We start from the raw sequence: 24,184 nt of genomic DNA, 5'->3' as shown, positions 1-24,184 counted from the left end.
AGTTAACATCAAGGAGGACAGTATCATGGAATTAAGAGACTTGCAAATCTTCCAGAGCGTTGCCGACCAAGGTAGTGTAAGTAGCGCAGCAAAGGAATTAAATTACGTACAATCAAATGTAACTGCACGTATTAAACAATTAGAAAACGAACTGAAAACACCGCTCTTTTATCGTCATAAACGAGGTATGACTTTAACAGCTGAAGGAAGAAAAATGCTCGTTTATGTTAATAAAATTTTGCAAGATGTTGATGAGCTAAAACAAGTATTTTTAGATAGCGAAACACCCTCTGGCATATTAAAAATCGGTACTGTCGAAACAGTAAGTACATTACCTACCATTTTATCTTCTTACTATAAAAGCTATCCGAACGTCGATTTGTCATTACAAGCAGGTTTAACAGAAGAATTAATTAGAGAAGTACTCGATCATCAATTAGATGGCGCTTTTATATCAGGACCAATAAAACACCCACTTATTGAACAATACGATGTTAGTACAGAAAAATTAATGCTTGTAACACAAAATAAAGCTTTTCATATAGAAGAATTTACAACAACGCCTCTACTCGTTTTTAACCAAGGTTGTGGATACCGTTCCAAACTAGAACGATGGCTGAAAGACGAAGGTTTGCTACCAAAAAGAATTATGGAATTTAATATATTAGAGACAATATTAAACAGTGTTGCACTCGGCCTTGGAATTACACTCGTACCACAGTCTGCTGTCCACCATCTTTCTAAAGCAGGGAAAGTACATTGTCATGCAATCCCTGAAAAATATGGTAGTATTTCAACGGTTTTCATACGCCGCAAGGATAGCTATATGACGAATTCAATGCGTAGCTTTTTAAAAACAATTGAAGAGCACCACCACATTAATATGCTTTAAAAGACATTCTTACACGAATGTCTTTTTTTCTTACAAAAGTGTAAGTCTTCCGTAAGCTAATTCGATAGTTGCAGGCGATCATATTTCCTATAATTAAGATATAAAGCAGGGCAACAACAATTCGAAAAGGAGCGGATACGCATGATGAACAAAATGAAATCAAACAAATTTTTAAATACAATGGGCACGGTGCTATCCGCACTTGTCGATGCAAAAGCTGTTGCAACTACATTAAACAAATAAGGAGAGATTATAATGAACAACATTACTTTCAACAAATCAGACTTTATCGGACTTGCAAGTGGAGCAACTCTTCTTACAGCTTTCATTTACTCACTTGCTCAAAGTCTTGTTTAACACTTTGTTTCCCCAACCCCCTTTATATATAGAAAAAGCTGCTCGTCTTATAGACAAGCAGCTTTTTAGTTTGTTTCATATACAATTTGACCTGTTTTCGTCATATCGTATCCGCCAATCGCATTTAATTCATTATAAAATTCTTCCGATTGCAGAATGTCTTTCACAACTTCGATCAGCTCTTCATTTTCTTTATTCTTCAAAATCACTAAATCATACTGTTCTTTCATGATTGGAATAAAGTCTACATTTACAATTTGCGAAAACTTTTCTGACCCTACTCCGACGTCAGCTTTTCCATTCGCGACTTGCGTGGCAACACCAAGATGGTTCGATTCTTCCCACTCATATCCACTAATACGTTCTTTATTTAACTTTTGAATGCGCAATTGTTCATCGACTAACACCCTAATACCAGAACCTTTTTCTCGATTTACAAATCGTATAGATGATTGAGATAAATCAGCCCATGTTTTTATATTTTTTGGATTTCCCTTTTGCACATAAAACCCAACGTTCCTTGCTAATAAATTAATCATCGTACATGGTTGTCCCACTAAAATACGTTTTACGTAAGGAACATTATATGTACCCGTTTCGCCATCAAACAAATGCAAGCTAACGATACTTCCTTCTCCTTGATACATTTTTACTAGACTCGTTAAACTACCTTGATATGCCCTTAATATATTTGAACTTGGCAGGCGATTTTCTATACGTTTTGCCAACATGTCTAACGTTAGTTCTTGTCCGCTAATAATACATGTATTCGAGATACTATTACTGTCATTCTTAACAGGAGTAACTTGTACGTTACCTGTTTTCATTTGCTTAATATATTGTTCTAAATCTGCTGCATCAATGCGCATCTGTCTACCAATTCTATAAGAAGGCAGTTCTCCTTTTTTAATTAGATCGTATACAGTTAATTTTGATACTTTTAATCGCTTCGCTACTTCTTCCGTTGTGTAGGAATGATGATCCATAGACGATTCCTCACTTTCTTCCTTCATTGTAACAAAGAAAAGAATATTTCTCCTATATTTTAAGAGCAACTACATCTTTCAAATTATATTCAATTATAACTAGTTATATTTAGTTATAATTAGTTATAATTGAATATGTCAAAACGAAAGGGGATTTTCTTATGAACAAGTTTATATTACGATCCATAGGGGCGCTTATATTTTCTTTTCTTCTTATATTTAGCGTTGCATGTACAAACGGAGATAAGAAAGAGAAATCAACTGCTAAAGAAGGAAAAACAGTTGAACTTACTATATCCGCAGCTGCAAGCTTACAAGATGCATTAAAAGAAATTGAAACAAAATATAAAGAAAAAGAACCTAATATTAAACTTTCTTTTAATTTCGGTGCTTCTGGTGCACTTCAACAACAAATCGAACAGGGCGCACCCGCTGATTTATTCTTCTCAGCAGCAGAAGATAAATTCCAAACTCTTGTTAAAAAAGGATTCATTAATGAAAAGGAAGGGAAAAATCTTCTTGGAAATGAACTAGTTCTAGTCATACCTAAAGATAGTTCTCTTACAAAATTTCAAGATTTAAAAGATGAGAAAATCAAAAAAATTGCACTTGGTACACCTGAATCTGTACCTGCTGGCAAATATGCAAAAGCTTCTTTAACGCACGAAAACCTTTGGAATGATGTTCAAAATAAAGTCGTATTTACAAAAGATGTTCGCCAAGTGTTAACATATGTAGAAACAGGAAATGTCGATGCTGGTATTGTATACAAAACAGATGCTCTTATTTCAGAAAAAGTGAAGATTGGTGAGACAGCAGCTGCTACTTCTCATGAGCCAATTCACTATCCTTTAGGTGTTATAAAAGAGTCTAAGCATAAGAAAGAGGCGACTTCATTTTATGAGTATTTGCAGTCAAAAGATGCACAATCTATCTTTAAGAAATATGGATTTACCGTCCTATCATAATTGCCATGAGCTTTGATACTATTTTATCACCAATCTTTCTATCTTTACGAGTAGCCGCATGTGCCACCATTATCGTTACCATTTTAGGAACGATAATCGGAAGAGCGCTAGCACGTTCCTCATGGAGATATAAAGTAATACTAGAAACGATTTTCTTATTACCAATGGTACTTCCGCCAACTGTAATCGGCTTTTTTCTCATTATTATTTTTGGAAATAACAGTACCATTGGAATGTGGATAGAATCAATATTTCAGCAATCTATTATGTTCACATCTACTGCTGCGATCATTGCTTCTACAGTTGTTGCATTTCCGCTTATGTACCAATCAGCAAAAACAGGATTTTCTATCGCGAATGTACAAATTGAAGAAAGTGCTCGTGACCTTGGTGCAAGTGAATATCAAGTTTTTCTACACGTCACACTTCCGCTTGCATTTCCTGCCTTACTAAGTGGAATGATTTTGAGCTTTGTTCGTGCGCTTGGTGAGTTTGGTGCTACACTCATGTTTGCCGGAAACATTCCTGGTAAAACACAGACTATCCCAACTGCAATTTACATGGCGATTGATGCAAGTAATATGCAGCTCGCCTGGACACTAGTAGTTATCACTATTAGTATGTCCCTCCTATTTTTGCTATGTATTCAGCTTATTAATAAAAGAATTACTAACTCTTAAGGCAGCTCTTTTTGAAGCTGCTTTTTTATTTCTTAGGAAATAAAAATATACCATCGGGAAATAACTGAATTTTAACTTTTATTTAAATATACATTCTATTTGAATTTACTTTCTAAAATAGGCAATTTCCTGTTATTATATGGAGGTGTTTGAAAAAATGAAGAAATGAAAACGCATTTATATCGTGAATTCTTCATCCTGTTTTAGCGATCGGTAATCTTCTACTCTAGTAGTGGGGCATTACCGATCGTTAGAACGATATGTAATTATATTGGTATAGCAAAACGAAGGGAGTCTTGTAATGGACATTTTATTAGCGCTTCTTCCTGCAATTGCATGGGGAAACATCTTATTAGTAAGCGTAAAAATGGGCGGTGGTGCATATAGCCAAACGGTAGGTATGACAATCGGTGCTCTATTCTTCGCAACAATTATGTATGTATTTACTCAACCAGCTTTAACAATGACAATCTTGATTGTTGGTTTTATTTCAGGTTTATTCTGGGCTTTAGGACAAGTAAACCAATTAAAAACAGTTGAAAAACTAGGTGTTTCAACTACTGTAACAATTTCTACTGGTATGCAACTTGTTGCAACTTCTATCTTTGGGGTTATCGCTTTCCGCGAGTGGACTACTACTACAACGATCATTCTGGGAACGATTGCAATCCTATTAATCGTAGTTGGTGTTGTATTCACATCATTAGATGATAAAGAAAATGCTCAGCCACCAGGACAATTGAAAAAAGGACTTCTTACTTTAATTGTTTCTACTTTTGGCTATCTTGTATATGTAATTATTATTCGTTGGTATAACATCGATGGTTGGTCTGCTATTTTACCACAAGCAGTTGGTATGTTTGTTGGTGCGGTTGTACTGACATCTAAACATAAACCTTTTAACAAATATGCAATCCGTAATGCTTTATCTGGTTTACTATGGGGAACTGGAAACTTATTCTTACTTCTTTCACTACCACGTGTCGGAGTAGCAACAAGCTTCCCATTATCTCAAACTGGAATCGTTATCTCAACATTCGGTGCGATTGTCTTCTTAGGTGAAAAGAAAACAAAACGTCAATTGATCTTTATTGCACTAGGTAGTGTTTTAATTATTGGTGGCGCTGTATTGTTAGGTATGACAAAAGCATAAACTTATATTCTATTAATAAACCCCTGAAGCGTATGTGCTTCAGGGGTTTTCCAACTCTAATTATTTTCTAGATATAATTATTTGTATGTTTTTGTCCCTTATAATTGTTCTTCCACTCTAGTAAACCAGCTATACATATAAAGAGATTAATAACAGCTAATATTAGCATAACGTATAACCCGGAGGAAATATAAATTGAAATACTAACTACATTATATAAAATCCATAAATGCCAGTTTTCTAAGATTTTTCGACTTAGCATAAATTGAGCTACTAAGCCTAATACAGCATTTAAAGCATCTAAATATGGACTTGTTGATTCTAAATAATGAACTTGATAATAACCCCAACCAATCCATGCAGCTAAAATAAAGACTATATAGAAAATCCAACCTTTCAAATCTAAACGAACTGTTGCTTTTACCTCTTCTTCACCACTGCGTGCAATCCAATAATACCAACCATATACATTAAAGATAAGTTGAAAGCCTGCCAATACTGCCATTGCATATAAACCTTGTGTAATAAAAATATATATAAATACCGCAACCGTAATCATGCCAAACAAAAAATTAGATACCTTTTCCCTCGCTAATAACCAAACATTAATAATCCCCATAACCGATGCAAAAATTTCAATATAACTCGATTGAATATAAAATCCAACCAATACGCAAATAATACTAGTAATGAGTAAAAAGAGCGGACTTCTAATCATAATCATCTCTCCCCAGATGTGTAATAAATTCCCTATCACCAGTATAAGGAATCACTCTCCCTTTCACCATTAATTTCCTACTTTTCATTGTCTATTCCATCTACAATAAGCCTTTTCTTTTTACAAAATTCTCTTAAAAATGGTATCGTTTTTTATAACATATCTCCACTAGAAAGGAATAGAGGATATGCTAACTAAACATCGAATTCTATTTATTGGTGCTGGTCGTATGGCAGAAGCTATATTTTCCGGGTTACTGAAAACAAGCAAAGAATATATCGAAGAAATTATCGTTTCTAACCGAAGCAACGTAGAAAAACTGGAACAATTACAAACGCGATATAATGTGTCTACTACAACAGATTGGAAGCAGCATGTTACATCTGTTGATACGATTGTTTTAGCAATGCCGCCTTCTGCACATGAAGGTTTATTAGCGGAATTATCTCCGTTACTATCGAATCAACTTGTCGTAACGGTAGCTGCTGGCATTGGCCCATCTTATTTAGAAGAAAGACTTCCCGAGGGGACACCTGTTGCTTGGATTATGCCAAATACAGCTGCTGAAATCGGAAAGTCTATCTCCTTATATACAATGGGACAATCGGTAACCGAGATGCATCAGGAAACCTTACAACTGCTTTTAAGAGGTATTGGTACTTCGCAACTTTGTACTGAGGAAGAAGTTCATCAGCTTACTGCAGTTACGGGAAGTGCACCAGCCTTCCTTTATTACTTTGCTGAAAACTTAATTGAAGCAACAAAAAGTTATGGAGTTGATGAAGCAACTGCCAAACACCTTGTCATTCAAATGATTTCTGGCTCTGCCTCTATGCTTGAACAAACGCAAGATCCAGCTAACCTCCGCGAACAAGTAACAACACCAGGTGGTTCCACAGCTGAAGGTCTCAAAGCTTTATATGAATATAATTTTTCAGAGGCAATTCAAAAAGCAGTAGAAGCAACAAACAAAAAAGCTAGGGGGAAATAATATGAGTTTAACAAGTTTAAAAGACTATACAACATTACATAACGGTGTAAAAATGCCTTGGTTCGGCTTAGGTGTTTTTAAAGTAGAAGATGGTTCAGAAGTAATTGAGTCTGTGAAAGCAGCAATTAAAAATGGCTACCGCAGTATCGATACTGCAGCAATTTATCAAAATGAAGAAGGCGTTGGCCAAGCAATCCGTGAATCAGGTGTTTCACGTGAAGAATTATTTATTACATCAAAAGTATGGAATAGCGATCAAGGGTATGAAACAACACTTCAAGCATTTGAAACTACATTAGAAAAATTAGGACTAGAGTATTTAGATTTATATTTAGTACATTGGCCTGTAAAAGGGAAATATACTGAATCATGGAAAGCGTTAGAAAAACTTTATAAAGACGGCCGTGTTCGTGCAATTGGCGTGAGTAATTTCCTTATTCACCACTTACAAGACGTATTTGAAATTGCTGAAATTAAGCCAATGGTCAATCAAGTGGAATACCACCCACGTTTAGCACAAGAAGAGTTACACGCTTTCTGTAAAGAACATAATATCCAGCTTGAAGCTTGGTCACCATTAATGCAAGGACAACTACTAGATAATCCAGCGTTACAAGAAATTGCGACAAAATATAATAAATCAACTGCGCAAATTATTTTACGCTGGGATCTACAAAACGAAGTTGTAACAATCCCTAAATCTATTAAAGAACATCGCATTATTGAAAATGCAAACATCTTCGACTTTGAATTAAGTGCCGATGATATGAAAGCAATTCAAGCTTTAAATGAAGACCGTCGCGTTGGTCCAGATCCAGATAACTTTAACTTCTAGTAGAAAAACCACTGCCATATGCAGTGGTTTTTCATCCAAGAAAACTGAAAATTTAAACTATATTCCATTCAGTTGACACTTCATCATCCAAGGTGTAAGATTTTGAATTATCAAAGAAACACAAAAATTAATAAAGTTTATTCGTTTACTCATTGTATCAAGAGAGGTGGAGGGACTGGCCCTTTGAAACCTCGGCAGCAGGTTCATTTTTGAATACTGTGCCACTTCCTGCAAGCTTTATAGCTTGAAAGATAGAATGAGGGACTTCGTTTATATACGGGTGCATAACTTGTACGTAAAAATCCCTCTTTCTCAATATGAAAAGAGGGATTTTTTATTTTTCATTTCCCTCATCATCATCCAAACTTAACTATTTAGGAGGAAAATCAAATGAAAAAGAAGTTTGTACCCGGTATTGCATCAGTTGTAGGAGTAAGTATTTTATTAACTGGTTGTGGTAGTTATAAAAACGAAGCAAGCGGAGCAAATGCAAAAGACGAGGCGCCTAGTAAACAGGTTTTAAACTTATCTTCACCTACTGAAATACGAACAATGGATACAGCTCGTGCTACAGATACTGATTCTGGTCAAGTAATGAGAAACGTATTTGAAGGTTTGTATAACCTTGGTGAAGGTAATAAACCTGTCCCTGGTGTTGCAAAATCTCATGAAGTAAGTGGCGATAAAACGAAATACACATTCCACCTGCGAGATTCAAAATGGTCAAATGGCACTCCTGTTACAGCGAAAGATTTTGTCTTCGCTTGGCAAAGAGCTGTCGATCCAGCAACAGCCTCTGAATATGCATTTCTATTCTTTGATATTAAAAATGCAACAAAAATTAACAACAAAGAACTTCCAGCCGACCAACTTGGTGTAAAAGCAGTTGATGACCATACGTTTGAGGTAGAATTAGAACGCCCTGTTCCATATTTTATTAGCTTAACAGCGTTCCCAACATTTCTACCAATTAACGAGGAATTCTTTAAAAAACAAGGTGATAAGTACGCTTTAGAAGATAATACAATCTTGTACAACGGCGCTTTTACACTAAGCGATTGGAAGCATGAACAAAGCTTTAAATTCAAGAAAAACCCTACCTATTGGGATAAAGATACTGTCAAACTAGAGGAAATCAATTTTAACGTCGTAAAAGAAAAATCAACAGAAGTAAACCTATTCGAATCAAAACAATTAGACCGTATAAAATTAACATCCGACTTCGTTGATAAATATAAAAAAGATGCGAACTTTAAAGAACGCCCGAACGTAGGCGTACAATTTTTACGTATGAACCAACAAAACAAAGTACTTCAAAATGTTTCTGCACGCCAAGCAATCGATCAAACAATTGATCGCAAATCCTTTGTAAATACGTTATTAAATGATGGCTCTACACCAACCTTTGGTCTCGTTCCAAAAAACTTTGCAAAAGGGCCTGATGGAAAAGACTTCCGTACTATAAACGGGGATTTAACCAAAGTTGATACAAAATCTGCACAAGAGTTATGGAAAAAGGCGAAACAAGAGCTTGGTTCTGAAAAGATAACATTAGAATTATTAACAAGTGATGCTGACCTTGATAAGAAAACTGGTGAGTTCTTAAAAGGACAACTAGAAAAGAATTTAGATGGATTAACAGTAAATGTGAAACCACAACCACGTAAACAACAAGTTTCACTTTTATTAAAAGGTGACTATGAAATCGGTATTGACGGCTGGAGCCCTGACTTTGCTGATCCAATTACATTCCTTGAATTGTTTACAACGAATAACCCTTACAACTTGGATCATTACTCTAATAAGGAGTTCGATGAAACAATTGAAAAAGTGAAAACGACTTTAGCTGGTGATGAAAAAGCTCGCTGGGAAGCATTACTAGCATCTGAGAAAATATTATTTAAAGACTCTGTTATCGCTCCTCTTTACCAAAAAGGCGAATCTTATTTAGAACGTTCTTATGTGAAAGGAATTGTGCAAGTAGACTTTGCAGGTCAATTAAACTTCAAGTGGGCACAAATTGAAAAATAATAGGCAAGCTGAATTGAAGTTTTTCTATCTACAGCAATTATTTTATTGGAAAAATGTATTAAAAGCGGATTCTCAATAAGAGAAAATCCGCTTTTTTAATATATTATTTTAAAAAATTAATACTCCACTTTTTGTTATTGACATATAGTTCTTTCCAGTGTTAATATTCTAAATAATCAAAGAAACGAAATATTTCACCATCAAAATATAACGTCTCCTATGTTGAAACATATAACGATACATTATAGTTCAACATGTATATACATATAGAACACCTGATTACCTACATATACATATTTATAATAGGTTTTCTCTTCTTCTATAAATACACTTCAAGACATGGACATTCTGACGTTACGAACAACACATTTAGGGAGGAACGAACAATGAAGAAAAAAGTTGTACCTGTTGTTGCATCTGTTTTAGGGGCAAGTCTATTACTAACTGCTTGCGGGAAATAAAGATCATGCAAGCGGAGCGAAAGCAAATGATAAAGCACCTGATAAGCAGGCAATTAACTTATCATTCGCTTCAGAAATTCCAACAATGGATGTTGCAAAAGCAACGGATGGGGAATCCATGAGCGTAATGCGAAATGTTTTTGAAGGTTTATACGCAATGGGAGAAGATAATAAACCAATTCCTGGTGTCGCTGAGTCGGTTGACGTTAGTCCCGATAAAACAAAATATACATTCCATCTGCGTGATTCAAAATGGTCAAACGGTACTCCTGTTACAGCAAAGGACTTCGTCTTCGCTTGGCAACGTGCCGTAAACCCTGACACAGCAGCTGAATATGCATTCTTATTCTTCGATATAAAGAATGCGAAACAAATAAACCAAAAACAATTGCCGATTGATCAACTAGGGGTCAAAGCTATTGATGACAAAACATTAGAAGTACAACTAGATCGTCCTGTTCCCTACTTCTTAAGTTTAACGACATTCTCAACATTCTTACCAATTAATGAAGAGTACTTAAAGTCTCAAGGCGATAAATACGGTTTAGAAACAAATCATTTAATTTACAACGGTGCCTTCACATTAGATAACTGGAAACACGAGCAAAGCTTCCAACTGAAGAAGAATCCTAACTATTGGGATGCTAAAACGGTGAAATTAGAAGAAATCAACTTCAATGTCGTTAAAGATAAGTCTACAGAAGTTAATTTATATGATTCAGGACAAATTGATCGCGTTGCTTTAACTGCGGAGTTTGTTGATAAATATAAGGGCGATCCAAACTTCAAAGAACGTGCTGAAGTTGGCATTCAATTTTTACGACTCAATCAAAAAAATGAAACATTAAAAAATCAACATGCACGCCTTGCTATTAACGGCGCAATGAATAAAAAGGCATACGTAGAAACAATTTTAAATAACGGCGCTGTTCCAGCTGAAGGAATGATTCCTGCGAAATTTGCAAAAAGCCCTGAAGGCAACGACTTCCGTAAAGAAAATGGAAATCTAGTGAAAGATGATGTAAAAACAGCGAAAGAAAACTGGAAAAAAGCGAAGCAAGAACTTGGTACTGACAAAGTAACAATTGAACTCTTAACAAGTGATAACGCTTTAGCTAAAAAGACTGGTGAATATTTAAAAGGTGAACTAGAAAAGAACTTAGATGGGTTAACAGTGAATTTAAAACCACAACCACGTAAACAACAGTTAAAACTACTATTAAGTGGTGACTATGAAATCGGTATTGATGGCTGGGGCCCTGACTTCGCTGACCCAATTACATTCTTAGATTTATTTACAACAGATAGTGCGTATAACTTCGATAAATACTCTAACAAAGAGTACGATGAGCTCATTCATAAAGTGAAAACAGATTTAGCTGGTGATGAAAAAGCTCGCTGGGAAGCAATGAAGCAAGCTGAAAAAATTCTATTACAAGACGGTGCTGTCGCTCCTTTATACCAACAAGGTCGTTCTTACTTACAACGCGGATTTATTAAAGGACTTGTAACAACTGACTTCGGTGGTGAGTTTAACTACAAGTGGACAGAGGTTGCAAAATAATAAGTGCTAATAAAAAGGTATCCAATTAGGATACCTTTTTATTTTATGCTTCTTTAACTACAGAGCTTCTTCTTCCCTTTACCATTCCTTTTATGGCTAAAGTCATCACTGCTACTGATTGTGTAACCAATACAATAACTAATAATGAAATAATATTTCTCTCTAAACTAACTCCTCCAAATATTATTGTATAATAGCCTTTCGCTGCATATGTTGCAGGAAATAATCCGCCGATTGTTTGATATGTTTTAGAAAGCATTTCATGTGGTACGATTACACCCGAACTTACAAGTTGTAACGATAGTGAGATGATATTAAAAATCATACCTGCGTTTCCAAACACAGTTAGAAACATTTGTGTTAATGAAAGAAATGCGAAGAAGACTATTGCTTGAAACACCCATATACTCCCTACCGTTTCGTGCATCTCAATTTGGAAGCCTTTCATCAAACCAATTGTAATACATGCAAGTAAAATCGATGCTGTACCGTTTATAATTTGTCTTGATAAGAAATTACTCCAACTGCCCTTTACTTCTTTTGCAACTTTTGATAATTCCATACTCATTATCATTGCTCCTACAAATGAAGCTAATACGACCATTAGCGGTACCATATTCACTGAAAATCCTTTTGCATCATTTACTTTATGAACTGTAAAACCAATTGAATCTTCAGTTAACCCTTTTATCACTTCTACATTCTCAGGTCCTACAGCTTGTAGCTTTCCGACAATCGCTTGTTTCTTATAACTTGCTACCTCTTTATTTACATTATCTCGAATTTGTTTTGCAGCTCCTTCCATCATTTGCTTTGCCATCATGGCATTCGCTTGATTAATATGGAAGTTTAAATTTGATTTTCCTGTTTCATTTATATCTTTTGAAAAAGAAGCAGGAATTTCAATAATCATATCGTACACATGGTCATTCATTTCTTTGTTTGCTTTTTCCACAGACCGTTCTGCTTTCACTTGAAATGGTAAATTCCTCTGTAAGCCTTCTGCTATTTTACTACCTATATTTACATCTTCATTCACAATAGCGATACGCATTTGATCTGCTCTTTCATTCACTCCATCATATGCCGTTAACCACACGCAAAAGAAAATAAGTTGGAATGATAGCGCTACGACCATTCCTACATACGTACCTGGTCTTTTTAAAAACTGTTTTAATGTATCCATCTTCCCGCTCTCCTTTTAGCAAGCAAGTACATACTTGCATTTTATTTTAAATAAATACTAGGGTCTTAATGCCCTAGCATATAAAACAATATTATTTTCAATAAATTTCTCATCATCAACTTCTGTCAGGCGATCGGCAAAACGTAATTTAGATAAGAAATATCCAAAATTGATCCAGATAAAGTTCATTACTTGCGCCTCAATATTCGTATCAATAATGTTTCCTTTTTCCTGCATTTTTGCAAAATAGATACTTAATTCTTCTTTTAGTCCTTGTGGTATTTTAGCAATTTCCCCATCTAATTCAGGAAATTCTCCAGCCTCACGTATACCGATAGCAATAATATCTTTTACCCCATCTAAAAAATTATGATAATGCCTTGCTAAGTTTTTTAAATCTGTTTCTAATTCCCATACAATCTCTGTTTGCAAAAACTTTTTTAAATGCGGTACATATGAAAATTCAGCAACCGCTGCTTCAATAACACCCTTCTTACTTTTAAAATTGCGGAATATCGTTACTTCATTAACACCAGCACGCATTGCAATTTCTTTCGTTGTCGCTGCTGTATATCCTTTTTCTTTCACTAATTCAATTGCCGCTTGAATAATTTTTTCTGCCGTCTTTGAGCGCGCCATAAAATCCTCTCTTCCTCATGCAAGTGATCACTTACATTTAGATTATATAAATTTTCTAATAATTGTCAATAATCCTCTTCTCCTTCTTTTTGCATTGAAACATTCTTTTAAAAGCTCTCGTAAATGCCTCTTGTGAGGAAAAACCATATTGCATTGCAATATCAATAACTGCTCTTTCAGTCGATACTAAAGCCTGTGCAGCATGAGTTAATCTTCTCTTTCGAATATAATCCGTTACACTCATCCCAATATAACTTTGAAAAATACGATGAAAATGGTACACCGATACTGCACTGTGAGATGCTACTCTTTCTGTTGTAAGCTCCTCATGCAAGTGATTTTCTATATATTCAATTGATTTTTTTATTATCTCTTTATATTCTTCATGCATTTTAGTACCTCCTCACAACTTCAATTTACCATATACATACAAATCTTTTTTGATTTAAATTGCGGATTAGCCCTTGCAACTACAGAATAATAATTTATTTTTAACACATACATAATTACATGATTTTGGGAAAAACTTGTATAGAACGAATTTACATAAGGAGGAATTTATAATGAGAACTCTACTATCAGTTTTATTAGCTCTTATGCTAGTACCTGCATTAACAGGATGTAAAGCTCCTGCAAAAGAAGACACAACTTCTAATAAAAAGACAACTGAAGAAGCAAAAAACGAGGCTCCTGCAGATTTAAAACTAAACTTCAATGAATTCGATTTAAAGGCAGACTACCAAGATACAAAGAAAGACTACGAAGCAGACTATAAAAATGTAGCAGCTGATAAGAAAATGGAAGCAAAAATTGAAGATCATAAAGCAGATGTAAAATTAACAGGAGACGAGGCTATCACAAAATTAAGCCCACTTCTACAAGAATTAAAATTTGATAAAGATACTGCTGACCAAGAAGTAATCGATCAAGTAGTGAACGTGTTCAAACTTGATAAAGACTACCAAAAATTCGATTTAGAAGTTGTCTTCTCTGATGGAACGAAAAAAGAATATAAAAGAGAAATAAAATAAAGAAGTAGGCGGTTGCCTACTTCTTTATTTTTGCGTATCTTAAATCAGGTTTAGATCCAACATAATATTGAAGTCCAGATACCGTTTGTTTTTGTAAATAGGAATCCGACGGGAATATAATTGGAATTAATGGTGAATCTGTAAACATAATATCTTCTGCTTTATGCAATAAGTCAAAACGCTTATCTTCATTTTGTTCCACTTCTGCTTCCTTCACTAAAGCATCAAATTCTTTATTATGCCATTTTGCATAATTATTTGGACCATCACCTGCATATAAATCTAATTTAGTAATTGGATCTAATAGAGAACCGCCCCATCCCATATAAGCTAATTGGAAATCACTTTGCTTATATGTATCGATGTAACTCTTCCACTCTTTATTTTCTAATTTAATATCTACACCAAGATTTTTCTTAAACATTTCTTGCATTGCTTCTGCTACTTTTTTATGTTGTGTATCTGTAGTGAATTTTAATGTTACCTCAGGTAATGTAGGCCAGCCTTGTTCTTTCATACCTTCTTCTAATAATTTTTTCGCTTCTGCTGGATCAAATTTAACGTAACCACCTTTTTCTTTACGGAAATCACGCCCACTTTGTGTTTTTGCTCCTTCTGGAACGAATGCATTTGCTTCTTGTGCATTGTTTTTATACAGTTTTTCAACAATAAACTTACGATCAACTGCTAACGAGAATGCTTTACGTACTTTCGCATTTGTGAATGGCTCTTTTTCTACGTTAAACGAATAAATATAAGATGAAAATCCTGCAACACGTTTATATTCTTTATTTCCTTTTTCTTTCTCAATCATTTCTTGCGGTAAACTACTTAGTAAATCTAATTCTTTTGATTTGTATAATTGGTACGCTGTTTTAGAATCTGGAATAATACGAAACTCAATTTCTTTTAATGTTACCTTTTTATCATAGTATTCTTTATTTTTTTGTACCGTAATAGCCTGATTATGCTTCCATTCTTTTAATGTGAATGGTCCGTTCGTAATTAACTCTTTTGGATCTGTTTTTAATTTATTATTATCATCAATTGATTTTTTAGATAATGGAATGAATAATGAGCTTGCTAATTTTTGTTTAATAGAAGACACTGGGTGCTCAAGTGTTACCTTTAATGTTTGAGGATCAATGACTTGAATGCCAACTTGTCCTTCTTCACCTTTTCCAGTATTGTATGCCTCTGCCCCTTTAATAAAATACATTTCTGTTGCATTCATAGAACCCGTTTTCGGATTTAATAATCGCTTCCATGCAAATTCAAAATCATTTGCTGTAATAGCAGAACCATCTGACCATTTAATATCTTTCTTTAAATGAATTGTATACTCAGTTCCATCAGCATTTACTTCTTCTTTCTCTGCTAATTCATTTTGATATTTCCCATCACTATCTTGCGTATATAAGCTTGAGAATAAATGTCCAATTACATAACCTGAAGTACTATCTGTCGCAATAGCGGAATCAAGTGTATATGGATCGCTACCAATATTCGTTACTAATCGATCTCCTTCTCCCTTACCAGCACTCGCCTTTTGCGTCTCTTTCTTACCGCAAGCAACAGAAGTAATTGCTAAAACAGTCATAATGACAAACAGTAAAAACTTCTTCATCCTACATTCTCCTTTAACCTGAAATTTTTGGTGTTGATGCCAATAGTGTTTTTGTATAAGAATGTTGTGGATTACGGAATACTTCGTCCGTATTTCCAAATTCAACAAGTTCTCCTTTGTATAAGACAGCTACTTTTTCACATAAATAGTGAACCATCGGTAAATCGTGCGCGATAAATAAATATGTATAACCTTGTTCCTTTTGAATTTTTTGCAGCAAGTGCACAATTTGGATTTGAAGCGAAACATCTAATGCCGAAATTGGTTCATCAAGAATCAATACTTCTGGCTCACACAATAACGCTCTTGCAATAGCAATTCGTTGACGTTGTCCTCCGCTAAATTCGTGCGGATAGCGATCGATATATCGTCTATCTAATCCCACACGTTCTAGCGCATCACCTGCTACTTTATCCTTTAATCCTTTATCACCTAAACCGAATGAAATATAACCTTCCGTTACGCTATCGCGTACTTTCCAGCGCGGATTTAATGCTGCTGTGGAATCTTGAAAAATAAACTGTACTTTCTGTAAGAAATCACGTTTATGAGCTGCCTTCAACTTGTGAACGACTTGACCGTTATAATCAATTTCACCAGACGTTGGGCTCTCAATCCCAGCTATGAGCTTACCAAGTGTTGTTTTTCCTGAACCACTTTCTCCAATAATGCCAAGCGTTGTTCCTTTCGGGATCGCAAGTGATATGTCTTTTAACGCTGCGATTTCTTTATTTTTACTTCCATACGTTTTCGTTACTTGCTTTACACTAATTAAATCTGTCGTCATGAGGCATTCACCTTCTCTTTTGATTTCGCCTTATTATGCTCCAGAACATGTTGCCAGCAATGTGAACTATGCTCCTTGGAATATGTTGTTCTCTCTGGGAAACGATGAATACATTCTTTTATCGCTACTGGACAACGATTTACAAAAGGACAACCAAAGCTATTTAAAGTCTCAATGGAAGGTGTCGTCCCTTCTATTGCACGTAATACTTTTTCGGAATCATCCATATTCGGAATTGCTTGTAATAAGCTTTTTGTGTATGGATGTTTAGGGGAACCTATCACTTCCTCTATCGTTCCTTTTTCAACAACACGTCCTCCATACATCACAACTACTCGATTCGCTACTTCACGTACAAGTGCTAAATCGTGCGTAATTAGTAAAATACTCGTATTTTGCTTTTCCTTTCTTTCCTTTAATAACTCCATAATTTGCTTTTGAATTGTTACATCTAATGCTGTCGTAGGTTCATCCGCAATAACGAGTTTTGGGTGGCAGGCAAATGCGATTGCTAAACAAATACGTTGCCTCATGCCTCCGCTTAATTGATGTGGGTACTGTTCAAAGCGTTTCTCTGCTTCATGTATCCCTAAATCATTTAATAAGTTAATCGCAATTTCTTTTGCTTCTTTTTTCGATTTCTTTTCGTGTTGCAAAATCACCTCTGTAATTTGCCTTCCCACCTTCATCGTCGGATTTAAAGATGAAAGTGGATCTTGAAAGATAAAAGCAATATCTTTCCCACGAATTTGATTCCATTCTGATTCTTGTAGATTCGTTAATTCCTCTGATTCAAAAGATATATTTCCATCATCAATATGAATTGATTCTTGATTTAAGCCGATAATAGATTGTGCTGTAACACTTTTCCCTGAGCCACTTTCTCCTACAAGCGCAACTATTTCACCTTCGCTAATAGAAAAGGAAACATGCTTCACAATTGCTTGTTTACTATTCTCTTTTTCAACGGCTAACGTTACGTTTTCTAAAGATAAGAGCTGTCCCATGTTTTTTCTCCTTTCGATTCCGTTTTACGATTTTTGGATCAATTGCATCTTGTAAACCATCACCAATTGCGTTAAACGCGAACATAATGAGCGCAATCATGATTGCTGGGAAGAATAGCTGCCACCATTCCCCGCTTAGTAATGTCCCAAGTGCATCATTCGTCATCGTCCCCCAGCTTGCTGCCGGTGATTGCACTCCTAGTCCGATAAAGCTTAAAAATGATTCTGAGAAAATAGCTGCTGGAATTGTAAATGATAAATTTACGATAATAATGCCTGTTAAGTTCGGAATTAAATGCCCGTATATAATTTTCATATGTGATGTACCTAATCGCTCCGCTGCAATAACAAACTCTCTTTGTTTTAAAGATAAAACTTGCGCCCTAACGAGACGTGCCATACCAATCCATCCTGTTAATGCAAGGGCGATGATAATGGTAAAAAGACCTGGTTTCATAACAATTAATAGTAAAATAACAATTAATAAATATGGGATACCGTATAACACTTCGATTCCTCGTATAATCCACTCATCAATTAATGTCCCAAGGCGATTGCGCCCTCTCACATATCCGCTAAATCCTCCAATTAGCACACCAAGTCCTATATCAAGAGCAGCTGCCACTAATCCAACTGTTAATGAAATTTTCCCGCCAGCCCAAGTACGTGCCCATATATCTCTTCCCAAATCATCTGTTCCAAACCAATGCTCACTACTAGGTGGTAAGTTTGTTGCCTCTTTTACTTGTTCACTCGCAGTAAATGGCGTTAAACTTTCACCAACAAGTGAGAAAACAATAATGAGTAATAACGTCACTGATCCTAAAACTGCGATTGGATTCGATACAAACTTACGAAACACTTCTTTCTTTCGGCTAATCTTTTGCTGATCTTTATTTATTGTTAATTCTTTTTTCTCTTCATTTGTTAATAACTGGTCATTAATTTCATAAGCCCCCATTTAACCATCTCCCTCCTTACGTAATAGAACGAATACGTGGATCAACAATACGATGAATAATATCTGTAATAAAAATACATACAATTAAAAGTGCACTATAAAAAATGGTTGTTCCCATGATCACTGGATAATCTCGATTAAAAATACTATCTACAAAATATTTTCCGAGACCAGGAATTGAAAAAATCTTTTCGATAACGAAAGTACCTGTTAAAAGTCCCGCCATTAATGGTCCAACAAATGTAAGTACTGGAACAATCGCATTTCGAAGAGCATGTCTTATAATAATCTTCTTAATCGGTATACCTTTCGCTCTCGCTAACTTAATATAATCACTCTGCAGTACTTCGATCATATTAGAGCGAACAAATCTTGTAATCACTGCGATTGGTCCTAACGCTAATGCAAAGGATGGCAATACCGTATGTTCAAATGTACCCCAAGAAGCTACTGGTAAGAGCTCGAATTGAATAGCGAATACTTGTATAAATAGTGGTGCTAAAATAAAACTCGGAATAGAAATACCGAGGATGGCAAGTAAACTTACACCGTAGTCAATTACCTTCCCATGATAGAGAGCAGCAAATGTACCTGCAGCAATTCCGACTAGCAATGAAATAATAAGTGCTTGCAAACCAATAATTGCTGATGGACCAAAACCAGTTGTTATAATTTCTGATACACCTTGCCCGGTTGATTGAACAGATTCACCAAAATCAAAATGAACTACGCCGTCTAAATAAGCAACATATTGATTCCATAACGGTTCATCAAGGTGATACTTCGCTCTCATGTTTTGGATCACTTCTTCAGGAAAGATTTTTGCATCTGATGAAAATGGATCCCCCGGAATAATATGCATAATTAGAAATGTCACCGTCGTAATAACCCATAGCGTGAACACCATAACTGATAATTTTTTAATTACATACACTTCAATAACCCCCTAAACACATATATTTACTCAGTTTTATGAACGTACTTTTTCCATTACTCCCTTTTCTCTTTTTAGAATACAAAAAGCCTTGATCTTAAAAAATAAGATCAAGGCTTAATAAACAAAGGCCCATCACTTATCTTTCAAGACTTGCTTGCTGGAATTAGCACGGTGTTCCTATTACAGAACCCGCTGCTGAGGTGTCATAGGGCCAGTCCCTCTACCTCTCTGGATAAGTAAATTGCTATATTATTATTTGGTTCAAATTGTATATTTCGAATTATAATTCTGAAAAAACGAAAAGTCAATCAAATTGGATATATTTAGAAAAATCAGTTTTTAATACTTTTATTTATCTATATCGTATTTCGCTTATAATAAAAAAGATATGAAAGGAGTTATATGATGGATCCCTTACTTCTAGCAACTATAGGATTACCATTAACAATCGTTATACTTGTTATCATTGGATTTTATAAACTTTTCATTAAAAAGAAAAGCATTACCTCTTTTTACACCCCCTTTGATAATATTACCGGGCAAACTATTTCCGAATTTCACGAAGAACAGAAGGTATTAGTATCCGAGGATGAAGACGGCGATGGTAAGAAGAAAAAATAACCTTGCACAGGCAAGGTTATTTTTTCGTTTCTGCTTGAAAACGTTTATAGTATGTCGATGCTGTTGCAAAGTTAATTTCTATATCACGAATCAACGACGAATCTTCTTCTTTAGCTAACTTCTGTAATTTTTTCATCGCTTGTTCCGATTCATTCAAGAAACCAACATATACTTCATGTTCTTGCTCTTTCGACTTTGGAACACGAATCTCTTTACGTATATGATCAATATCTTCTAACATGCTCGTCGTTACCTTTTGCACATCTTCTTTATATGCAGCATTCGTTATTTCCTTACCGCCCTTTTCTTTTGCTACTTCAAATAACTGTAGTGCTTTATTAATCTCTTTATTCATTTTCAAATCATATTTTTCATGTACTGCACGGTATTCTTTCATCTCTTCTGTTTGCTCAGTAGATTGTTCTACCTTTTCTTTCGGTTCTTTCGTATCTTTATTTCCATTACATCCTGCTAGAAGGATCATACTTCCCATTACAGCAATACCCAAAACCTTCTTCATCTCTTCTTCTCCTTTTATCTACAGCTACTACTCATTATAGTTTCTTTTATCTCCACTTGTTATTATACCGAGAACATCCTACTTTTTACACTTAAGACGATACCTTAATATACATGCCTACATTTTTGTCACAGTATCGTCACTTTATGCAAATAACTTTTGCATCACCTTACAAAGCTGTCTTAGTTACTTCAAAGAAATGAAAAAAGCTGATTCAAAAAGTATTTGAATCAGCTCTTTTTTATAAGTTAAGCCTCTAAATTTTGTCTTTGTTGCAGTTCAAACTGCTTTTCACTTCTTCTGGCCATAAATAAATAGCATAGTACCGCACCAGTTTCACAAAGAGCTATTACAACACCCATTGGTAACGCCGTGTTACTTCCACCTATACCTACTAGCGGTGCAACAAGCGCTCCTGAAATGAACTGTAATAAACCTAATAAAGCTGATGCTGTTCCTGCAGCTTGTTTCTGATTTCTCATCGCTAACGAGAACCCGGTTGTTGAGACAACCCCAACACTTGATACGACAAGAAATAACGAGCATAAAACGCCAATTAACCCTATTCCTAGTAAGATTGTCAGTAGTAAAGATAAACCACCAACAGCTGCAATAATGATACCAGAGACAAATAAAGTCTTCTCATTCACTTTCCCCGCTAAACGACCTGTTACCTGACTAGCAATAATAATACCAATACCGTTGATTGCAAAGAATAAACTAAATTGCTGTGGTGATGCTCCGTATATGTTCTGCAACACAAATGGTGAGCCCGAAATGTATGCAAACATTGCCGCTGTTACTAATCCTTGTGACAATGCATATCCCATAAACAAACGATCCTTTAATAGTTTTCCGTACGTCGCTAACGTCCCTGACAAACCACCTGTTTCTCTTTCTTCAGGAGGTAATGTTTCACGCAATACGAAAGTAGCTGATATTAACATGAATACACTTATTGCTCCAAGAACGATGAAAACACCGCGCCATGTTGTAAACTGTAATAATTGTCCCCCAATAATCGGTGCCAAAATAGGCGCTGCTCCGTTTACTAACATAAGTAGTGAGAAGAACTTCGTCATTTCAGAACCTGAATACATGTCACGTACCATTGCACGTGATATAACAATCCCAGCTGATCCTGAAGCTCCTTGTAGGAAGCGTAATAACACTAACGTCCAAATAGATGGCGCAACAGCACAAAGTAAAGAAGAAGCAACATAAATAATGAGAGCAATAATAAGAGGTTTGCGTCTTCCGTAAATATCACTAATTGAGCCAACAAATAATTGTCCTACTGAAAGCCCAAGCAAACAAGCTGTTAATGTAAGCTGGGCTAGGGATGCACCTGTTTGCAAGTCATCCGTTAACTTCGGTAACGAAGGCAAATACATATCAATAGATAATGGCCCAATCGCCGTAAGTGTCCCTAGTACAAGAATCATCCATAACCTGTTCATCTTTACAGGCTTATATATTTCCTGATTAACTTCATTCACTTTTTTCATTCACCCTTTCCTATACATACTAAATCGTAACAATTATAGTTACAACATAAACATACGTCAAGTATAGCGCATTTTCCTGTTTAATTTTGTAAAAAAAAGCGATAGAATTTCTATCGCTTTACTTGTTCAAATTACTATTTGTAAATTTAGATACGGAAGACATCGCCTCTCCTGTATCTAAATATGTGATTTGAATTGGATCTCCCACTTCTGTAAACATAGCATATGGGAATTTCTTCACAGGTATCATAAATACTTTTTGTTCATTCTCTAACAGTACGTACACGATTGTATTTTCACCTGATTTTTCTTTATATACACGTTGTACAGTGCCTTCTTTTTGCGCCTCTTTTCCATTTGAAGTCGGTCTAAATGAATCTCCGCTTCCACTCAGCGCATTTTTATAATTCTCAAGCGCTTCTTTTTGCGTCGAACCTGTTGCAAATATTTTCGCATTAGAAGCATAGATAACAGTATGGGCACGTACTAACCCTCCGTCATCAATAACAGGTACAATCCAAGAAGGTTTACCGTACACGTTATAAATAACCGGCATCGTTCCATGCCACTTTTCTCTCTTAAAAGAATTATCCACGACTTCTGAAGCAGCCGAACCATCCATAATTCCCTTTACTTCTTTTCCGTTATAGTAATACAACTTACCTGTACGCGCATCGATAAGTGAATAACCTAGTGCAGAATCTACTCCCTCTTTCGGAGAAGTGAAATCAGTAAAGTAATATAGTGTTCCATCCTTACCGAAAATCGGTGTAACTCCTTCTTTCGTTCCCCACTCAGTCGGGATCTTCATATCAGTTTGCGAGAATTTTGTATTCCAAAATCCGTGAATATATTTACCGAAGTACGTATTTAACGTAGATGCAGTCTCGTGATTTAATACGCCATCAACAAATTTAGGTGCCTTTCCTTTATCGTATCTTTTCACTTCGCCTGTTTGTGCATCTACTACTACAACGCCCTCTACCTCAAATCCAGATCTTCCTGAAATAAATTCACCGTACGTCATTGTATAATACGGTTTCCCTTTATCATCCACTTCAAATTTAGGTTTTCCTTTAAAGATTAAATTTGGTTCTGCTTGCCTTACCACACGCTCTAAATTATTTCCGAAAAACATGCTTGGCACGTATTTCATTTTATAACCAAGGTGCAGTTTCGCTTCTGCATCAGGATTCGTACCTGACATCGTGACGTACCCTGGAATTGTCTCAGCTTTACGTGCTTTAAAAAATCCTGAAACTTCAATCGGTGCTACATATAAAGCCTCGCCATTTACCATTTGTGGCGTTAATTCTCCTAGCTCAAAATAAGCTACTTTCGGAATATCCCCAAATACTTTTTTCATCTTATTCTCCGCTGTCTTTGGCGGCACTGTAAATGGCTGATCATTTTCAGTAAATGGCTCTGAAATATCTTTCTCTACCTTTACAACAGAATCATATTTCTTTTGCGAGATTACTATATCGTGCAAATAACCAAAGTAGCCGTAACTTGCAAGTAAAACAAGCATTAGAATTCCTTTTAACGTACCTTCTAATTTACCTATTTGATCTTGGGAAAATAAAACGAGCCCAATTAAAATCGCTATTGCAACAGAATAATGAGTAAGAATTGAATCTGCTCGATCATCAATTAGCCAAAAATATTCATAGATTGCAATACCTATCCAAAATAAAACTGGAATAACTAAAATAGATGATTTC

At 35.4% G+C, this 24,184-nt stretch carries 22 protein-coding genes, 2 pseudogenes and 2 riboswitches; of the genes and pseudogenes, 11 read left to right on the top strand and 13 right to left on the bottom strand.

The annotated features are described in order from the left end of the window. Nucleotides 1-25: 25 nt before the first annotated feature. A complete protein-coding gene (locus MR079_RS17195; protein WP_000423054.1) occupies nucleotides 26-892 on the top strand; it encodes a LysR family transcriptional regulator in 867 nt (288 codons plus the stop codon). Nucleotides 893-1,147: 255 nt separating this feature from the next. Further along, nucleotides 1,148-1,249, top strand: coding sequence for a DUF3948 family protein (locus MR079_RS17190; RefSeq protein ID WP_098922466.1), 102 nt, complete (start codon nucleotides 1,148-1,150; stop codon nucleotides 1,247-1,249). A gap of 65 nt (nucleotides 1,250-1,314) precedes the next feature. On the opposite strand, the gene MR079_RS17185 is transcribed toward MR079_RS17190, so the two are convergent. Continuing rightward, entirely contained in the window at nucleotides 1,315-2,262 is a 948-nt protein-coding gene (locus tag MR079_RS17185; protein WP_139869642.1) for a helix-turn-helix transcriptional regulator, read from the bottom strand. 134 nt (nucleotides 2,263-2,396) lie between these two features. On the opposite strand from MR079_RS17185, the gene modA reads away from it, so the two are divergent. The 3 genes from modA (at nucleotide 2,397) to MR079_RS17170 (ending at nucleotide 5,036) form a co-directional block, all read left to right on the top strand. Continuing rightward, the gene (modA, locus tag MR079_RS17180) at nucleotides 2,397-3,203 is read left to right on the top strand and encodes a molybdate ABC transporter substrate-binding protein (protein ID WP_242294355.1); all 807 of its coding nucleotides are present in this window, start codon (nucleotides 2,397-2,399) and stop codon (nucleotides 3,201-3,203) included. 5 nt (nucleotides 3,204-3,208) lie between these two features. Beyond that, nucleotides 3,209-3,883 (top strand): molybdate ABC transporter permease subunit, encoded by a 675-nt coding sequence (gene modB / locus MR079_RS17175; protein WP_242294354.1) that lies wholly within the window; start codon nucleotides 3,209-3,211, stop codon nucleotides 3,881-3,883. Nucleotides 3,884-4,184: 301 nt separating this feature from the next. Beyond that, entirely contained in the window at nucleotides 4,185-5,036 is an 852-nt protein-coding gene (locus MR079_RS17170) for a GRP family sugar transporter (protein WP_000353544.1), read from the top strand. Nucleotides 5,037-5,103: 67 nt separating this feature from the next. On the opposite strand, the gene pnuC is transcribed toward MR079_RS17170, so the two are convergent. Continuing rightward, nucleotides 5,104-5,754: a nicotinamide riboside transporter PnuC gene (gene pnuC / locus MR079_RS17165; protein ID WP_242294353.1), complete on the bottom strand. Its 651-nt coding sequence runs from the start codon at nucleotides 5,752-5,754 to the stop codon at nucleotides 5,104-5,106. A gap of 187 nt (nucleotides 5,755-5,941) precedes the next feature. Here pnuC and proC point away from each other — a divergent pair, with 187 nt between their 5' ends. From proC to MR079_RS17145, 4 genes and pseudogenes are all read left to right on the top strand, one after another. Then, nucleotides 5,942-6,745 (top strand): pyrroline-5-carboxylate reductase, encoded by an 804-nt coding sequence (proC, locus tag MR079_RS17160; RefSeq protein ID WP_139869609.1) that lies wholly within the window; start codon nucleotides 5,942-5,944, stop codon nucleotides 6,743-6,745. Nucleotide 6,746: 1 nt separating this feature from the next. Further along, nucleotides 6,747-7,580 (top strand): aldo/keto reductase, encoded by an 834-nt coding sequence (locus tag MR079_RS17155; protein ID WP_242294352.1) that lies wholly within the window; start codon nucleotides 6,747-6,749, stop codon nucleotides 7,578-7,580. A gap of 151 nt (nucleotides 7,581-7,731) precedes the next feature. Then, nucleotides 7,732-7,838: riboswitch (SAM riboswitch) on the top strand. 132 nt (nucleotides 7,839-7,970) lie between these two features. Next, the gene (locus tag MR079_RS17150) at nucleotides 7,971-9,611 is read left to right on the top strand and encodes a peptide ABC transporter substrate-binding protein (protein ID WP_000726476.1); all 1,641 of its coding nucleotides are present in this window, start codon (nucleotides 7,971-7,973) and stop codon (nucleotides 9,609-9,611) included. Nucleotides 9,612-9,997: 386 nt separating this feature from the next. Then, nucleotides 9,998-11,636, top strand: a pseudogene (locus tag MR079_RS17145) (peptide ABC transporter substrate-binding protein). Nucleotides 11,637-11,679: 43 nt separating this feature from the next. Here the strand turns inward: MR079_RS17145 and MR079_RS17140 are convergent. The 3 genes and pseudogenes from MR079_RS17140 to MR079_RS17130 form a co-directional block, all read right to left on the bottom strand. Beyond that, complete coding sequence (locus MR079_RS17140; protein ID WP_242294351.1) at nucleotides 11,680-12,822, bottom strand: YhgE/Pip domain-containing protein; 1,143 nt, start codon at nucleotides 12,820-12,822, stop codon at nucleotides 11,680-11,682. A gap of 57 nt (nucleotides 12,823-12,879) precedes the next feature. After that, entirely contained in the window at nucleotides 12,880-13,461 is a 582-nt protein-coding gene (locus MR079_RS17135; protein ID WP_000124364.1) for a TetR/AcrR family transcriptional regulator, read from the bottom strand. A gap of 73 nt (nucleotides 13,462-13,534) precedes the next feature. Next, a pseudogene (locus tag MR079_RS17130) lies at nucleotides 13,535-13,852 on the bottom strand (helix-turn-helix transcriptional regulator); the annotation flags it as partial. Between the two features lie 172 nt (nucleotides 13,853-14,024). Between MR079_RS17130 and MR079_RS17125 the strand changes: the two are divergent. After that, the gene (locus MR079_RS17125) at nucleotides 14,025-14,492 is read left to right on the top strand and encodes a YusW family protein (RefSeq protein ID WP_001259643.1); all 468 of its coding nucleotides are present in this window, start codon (nucleotides 14,025-14,027) and stop codon (nucleotides 14,490-14,492) included. Between the two features lie 16 nt (nucleotides 14,493-14,508). Here the strand turns inward: MR079_RS17125 and MR079_RS17120 are convergent, their stop codons facing one another. The 5 genes from MR079_RS17120 to MR079_RS17100 are packed head-to-tail and all read right to left on the bottom strand — an operon-like array spanning nucleotide 14,509 to nucleotide 19,808. Further along, the gene (locus MR079_RS17120) at nucleotides 14,509-16,119 is read right to left on the bottom strand and encodes a peptide ABC transporter substrate-binding protein (RefSeq protein ID WP_242294350.1); all 1,611 of its coding nucleotides are present in this window, start codon (nucleotides 16,117-16,119) and stop codon (nucleotides 14,509-14,511) included. Nucleotides 16,120-16,132: 13 nt separating this feature from the next. Beyond that, complete coding sequence (locus MR079_RS17115; RefSeq protein ID WP_242294349.1) at nucleotides 16,133-16,906, bottom strand: ABC transporter ATP-binding protein; 774 nt, start codon at nucleotides 16,904-16,906, stop codon at nucleotides 16,133-16,135. Further along, the gene (locus MR079_RS17110) at nucleotides 16,903-17,913 is read right to left on the bottom strand and encodes an ABC transporter ATP-binding protein (protein ID WP_139869603.1); all 1,011 of its coding nucleotides are present in this window, start codon (nucleotides 17,911-17,913) and stop codon (nucleotides 16,903-16,905) included. The genes MR079_RS17115 and MR079_RS17110 overlap by 4 nt, the downstream gene beginning before the upstream one ends. Continuing rightward, nucleotides 17,870-18,874, bottom strand: a complete 1,005-nt coding sequence (locus MR079_RS17105) for an ABC transporter permease (RefSeq protein ID WP_000501525.1) — start codon at nucleotides 18,872-18,874, stop codon at nucleotides 17,870-17,872. Before MR079_RS17105 ends, MR079_RS17110 begins: the two co-directional genes overlap by 44 nt. A 16-nt stretch (nucleotides 18,875-18,890) precedes the next feature. Next, nucleotides 18,891-19,808: an ABC transporter permease gene (locus tag MR079_RS17100; RefSeq protein ID WP_000289310.1), complete on the bottom strand. Its 918-nt coding sequence runs from the start codon at nucleotides 19,806-19,808 to the stop codon at nucleotides 18,891-18,893. A 136-nt stretch (nucleotides 19,809-19,944) separates the two neighbouring features. Further along, a riboswitch (SAM riboswitch) is annotated at nucleotides 19,945-20,050 on the bottom strand. A gap of 166 nt (nucleotides 20,051-20,216) precedes the next feature. Here MR079_RS17100 and MR079_RS17095 point away from each other — a divergent pair. Then, nucleotides 20,217-20,432 (top strand): DUF3951 domain-containing protein, encoded by a 216-nt coding sequence (locus tag MR079_RS17095; RefSeq protein ID WP_000371390.1) that lies wholly within the window; start codon nucleotides 20,217-20,219, stop codon nucleotides 20,430-20,432. A 16-nt stretch (nucleotides 20,433-20,448) separates the two neighbouring features. Here MR079_RS17095 and MR079_RS17090 read toward each other — a convergent pair whose 3' ends face one another. The 3 genes from MR079_RS17090 to MR079_RS17080 form a co-directional block, all read right to left on the bottom strand. After that, nucleotides 20,449-20,952, bottom strand: coding sequence for a hypothetical protein (locus MR079_RS17090; RefSeq protein WP_139869600.1), 504 nt, complete (start codon nucleotides 20,950-20,952; stop codon nucleotides 20,449-20,451). Nucleotides 20,953-21,200: 248 nt separating this feature from the next. Further along, nucleotides 21,201-22,460, bottom strand: a complete 1,260-nt coding sequence (locus tag MR079_RS17085; protein ID WP_139869599.1) for a multidrug effflux MFS transporter — start codon at nucleotides 22,458-22,460, stop codon at nucleotides 21,201-21,203. 118 nt (nucleotides 22,461-22,578) lie between these two features. Next, nucleotides 22,579-24,184 (bottom strand): DUF3981 domain-containing protein (locus MR079_RS17080; RefSeq protein WP_242294348.1); only part of this gene is annotated, 1,606 nt, incomplete at its 5' end.

The sequence above is a fragment of the Bacillus cereus group sp. BfR-BA-01381 genome (assembly GCF_022663555.1).
GTDB classification, from domain to species: domain Bacteria; phylum Bacillota; class Bacilli; order Bacillales; family Bacillaceae_G; genus Bacillus_A; species Bacillus_A pacificus.
Note: the sequence above shows the minus strand (reverse complement) of the source record. Positions and strands in the feature narration are given on the sequence as shown.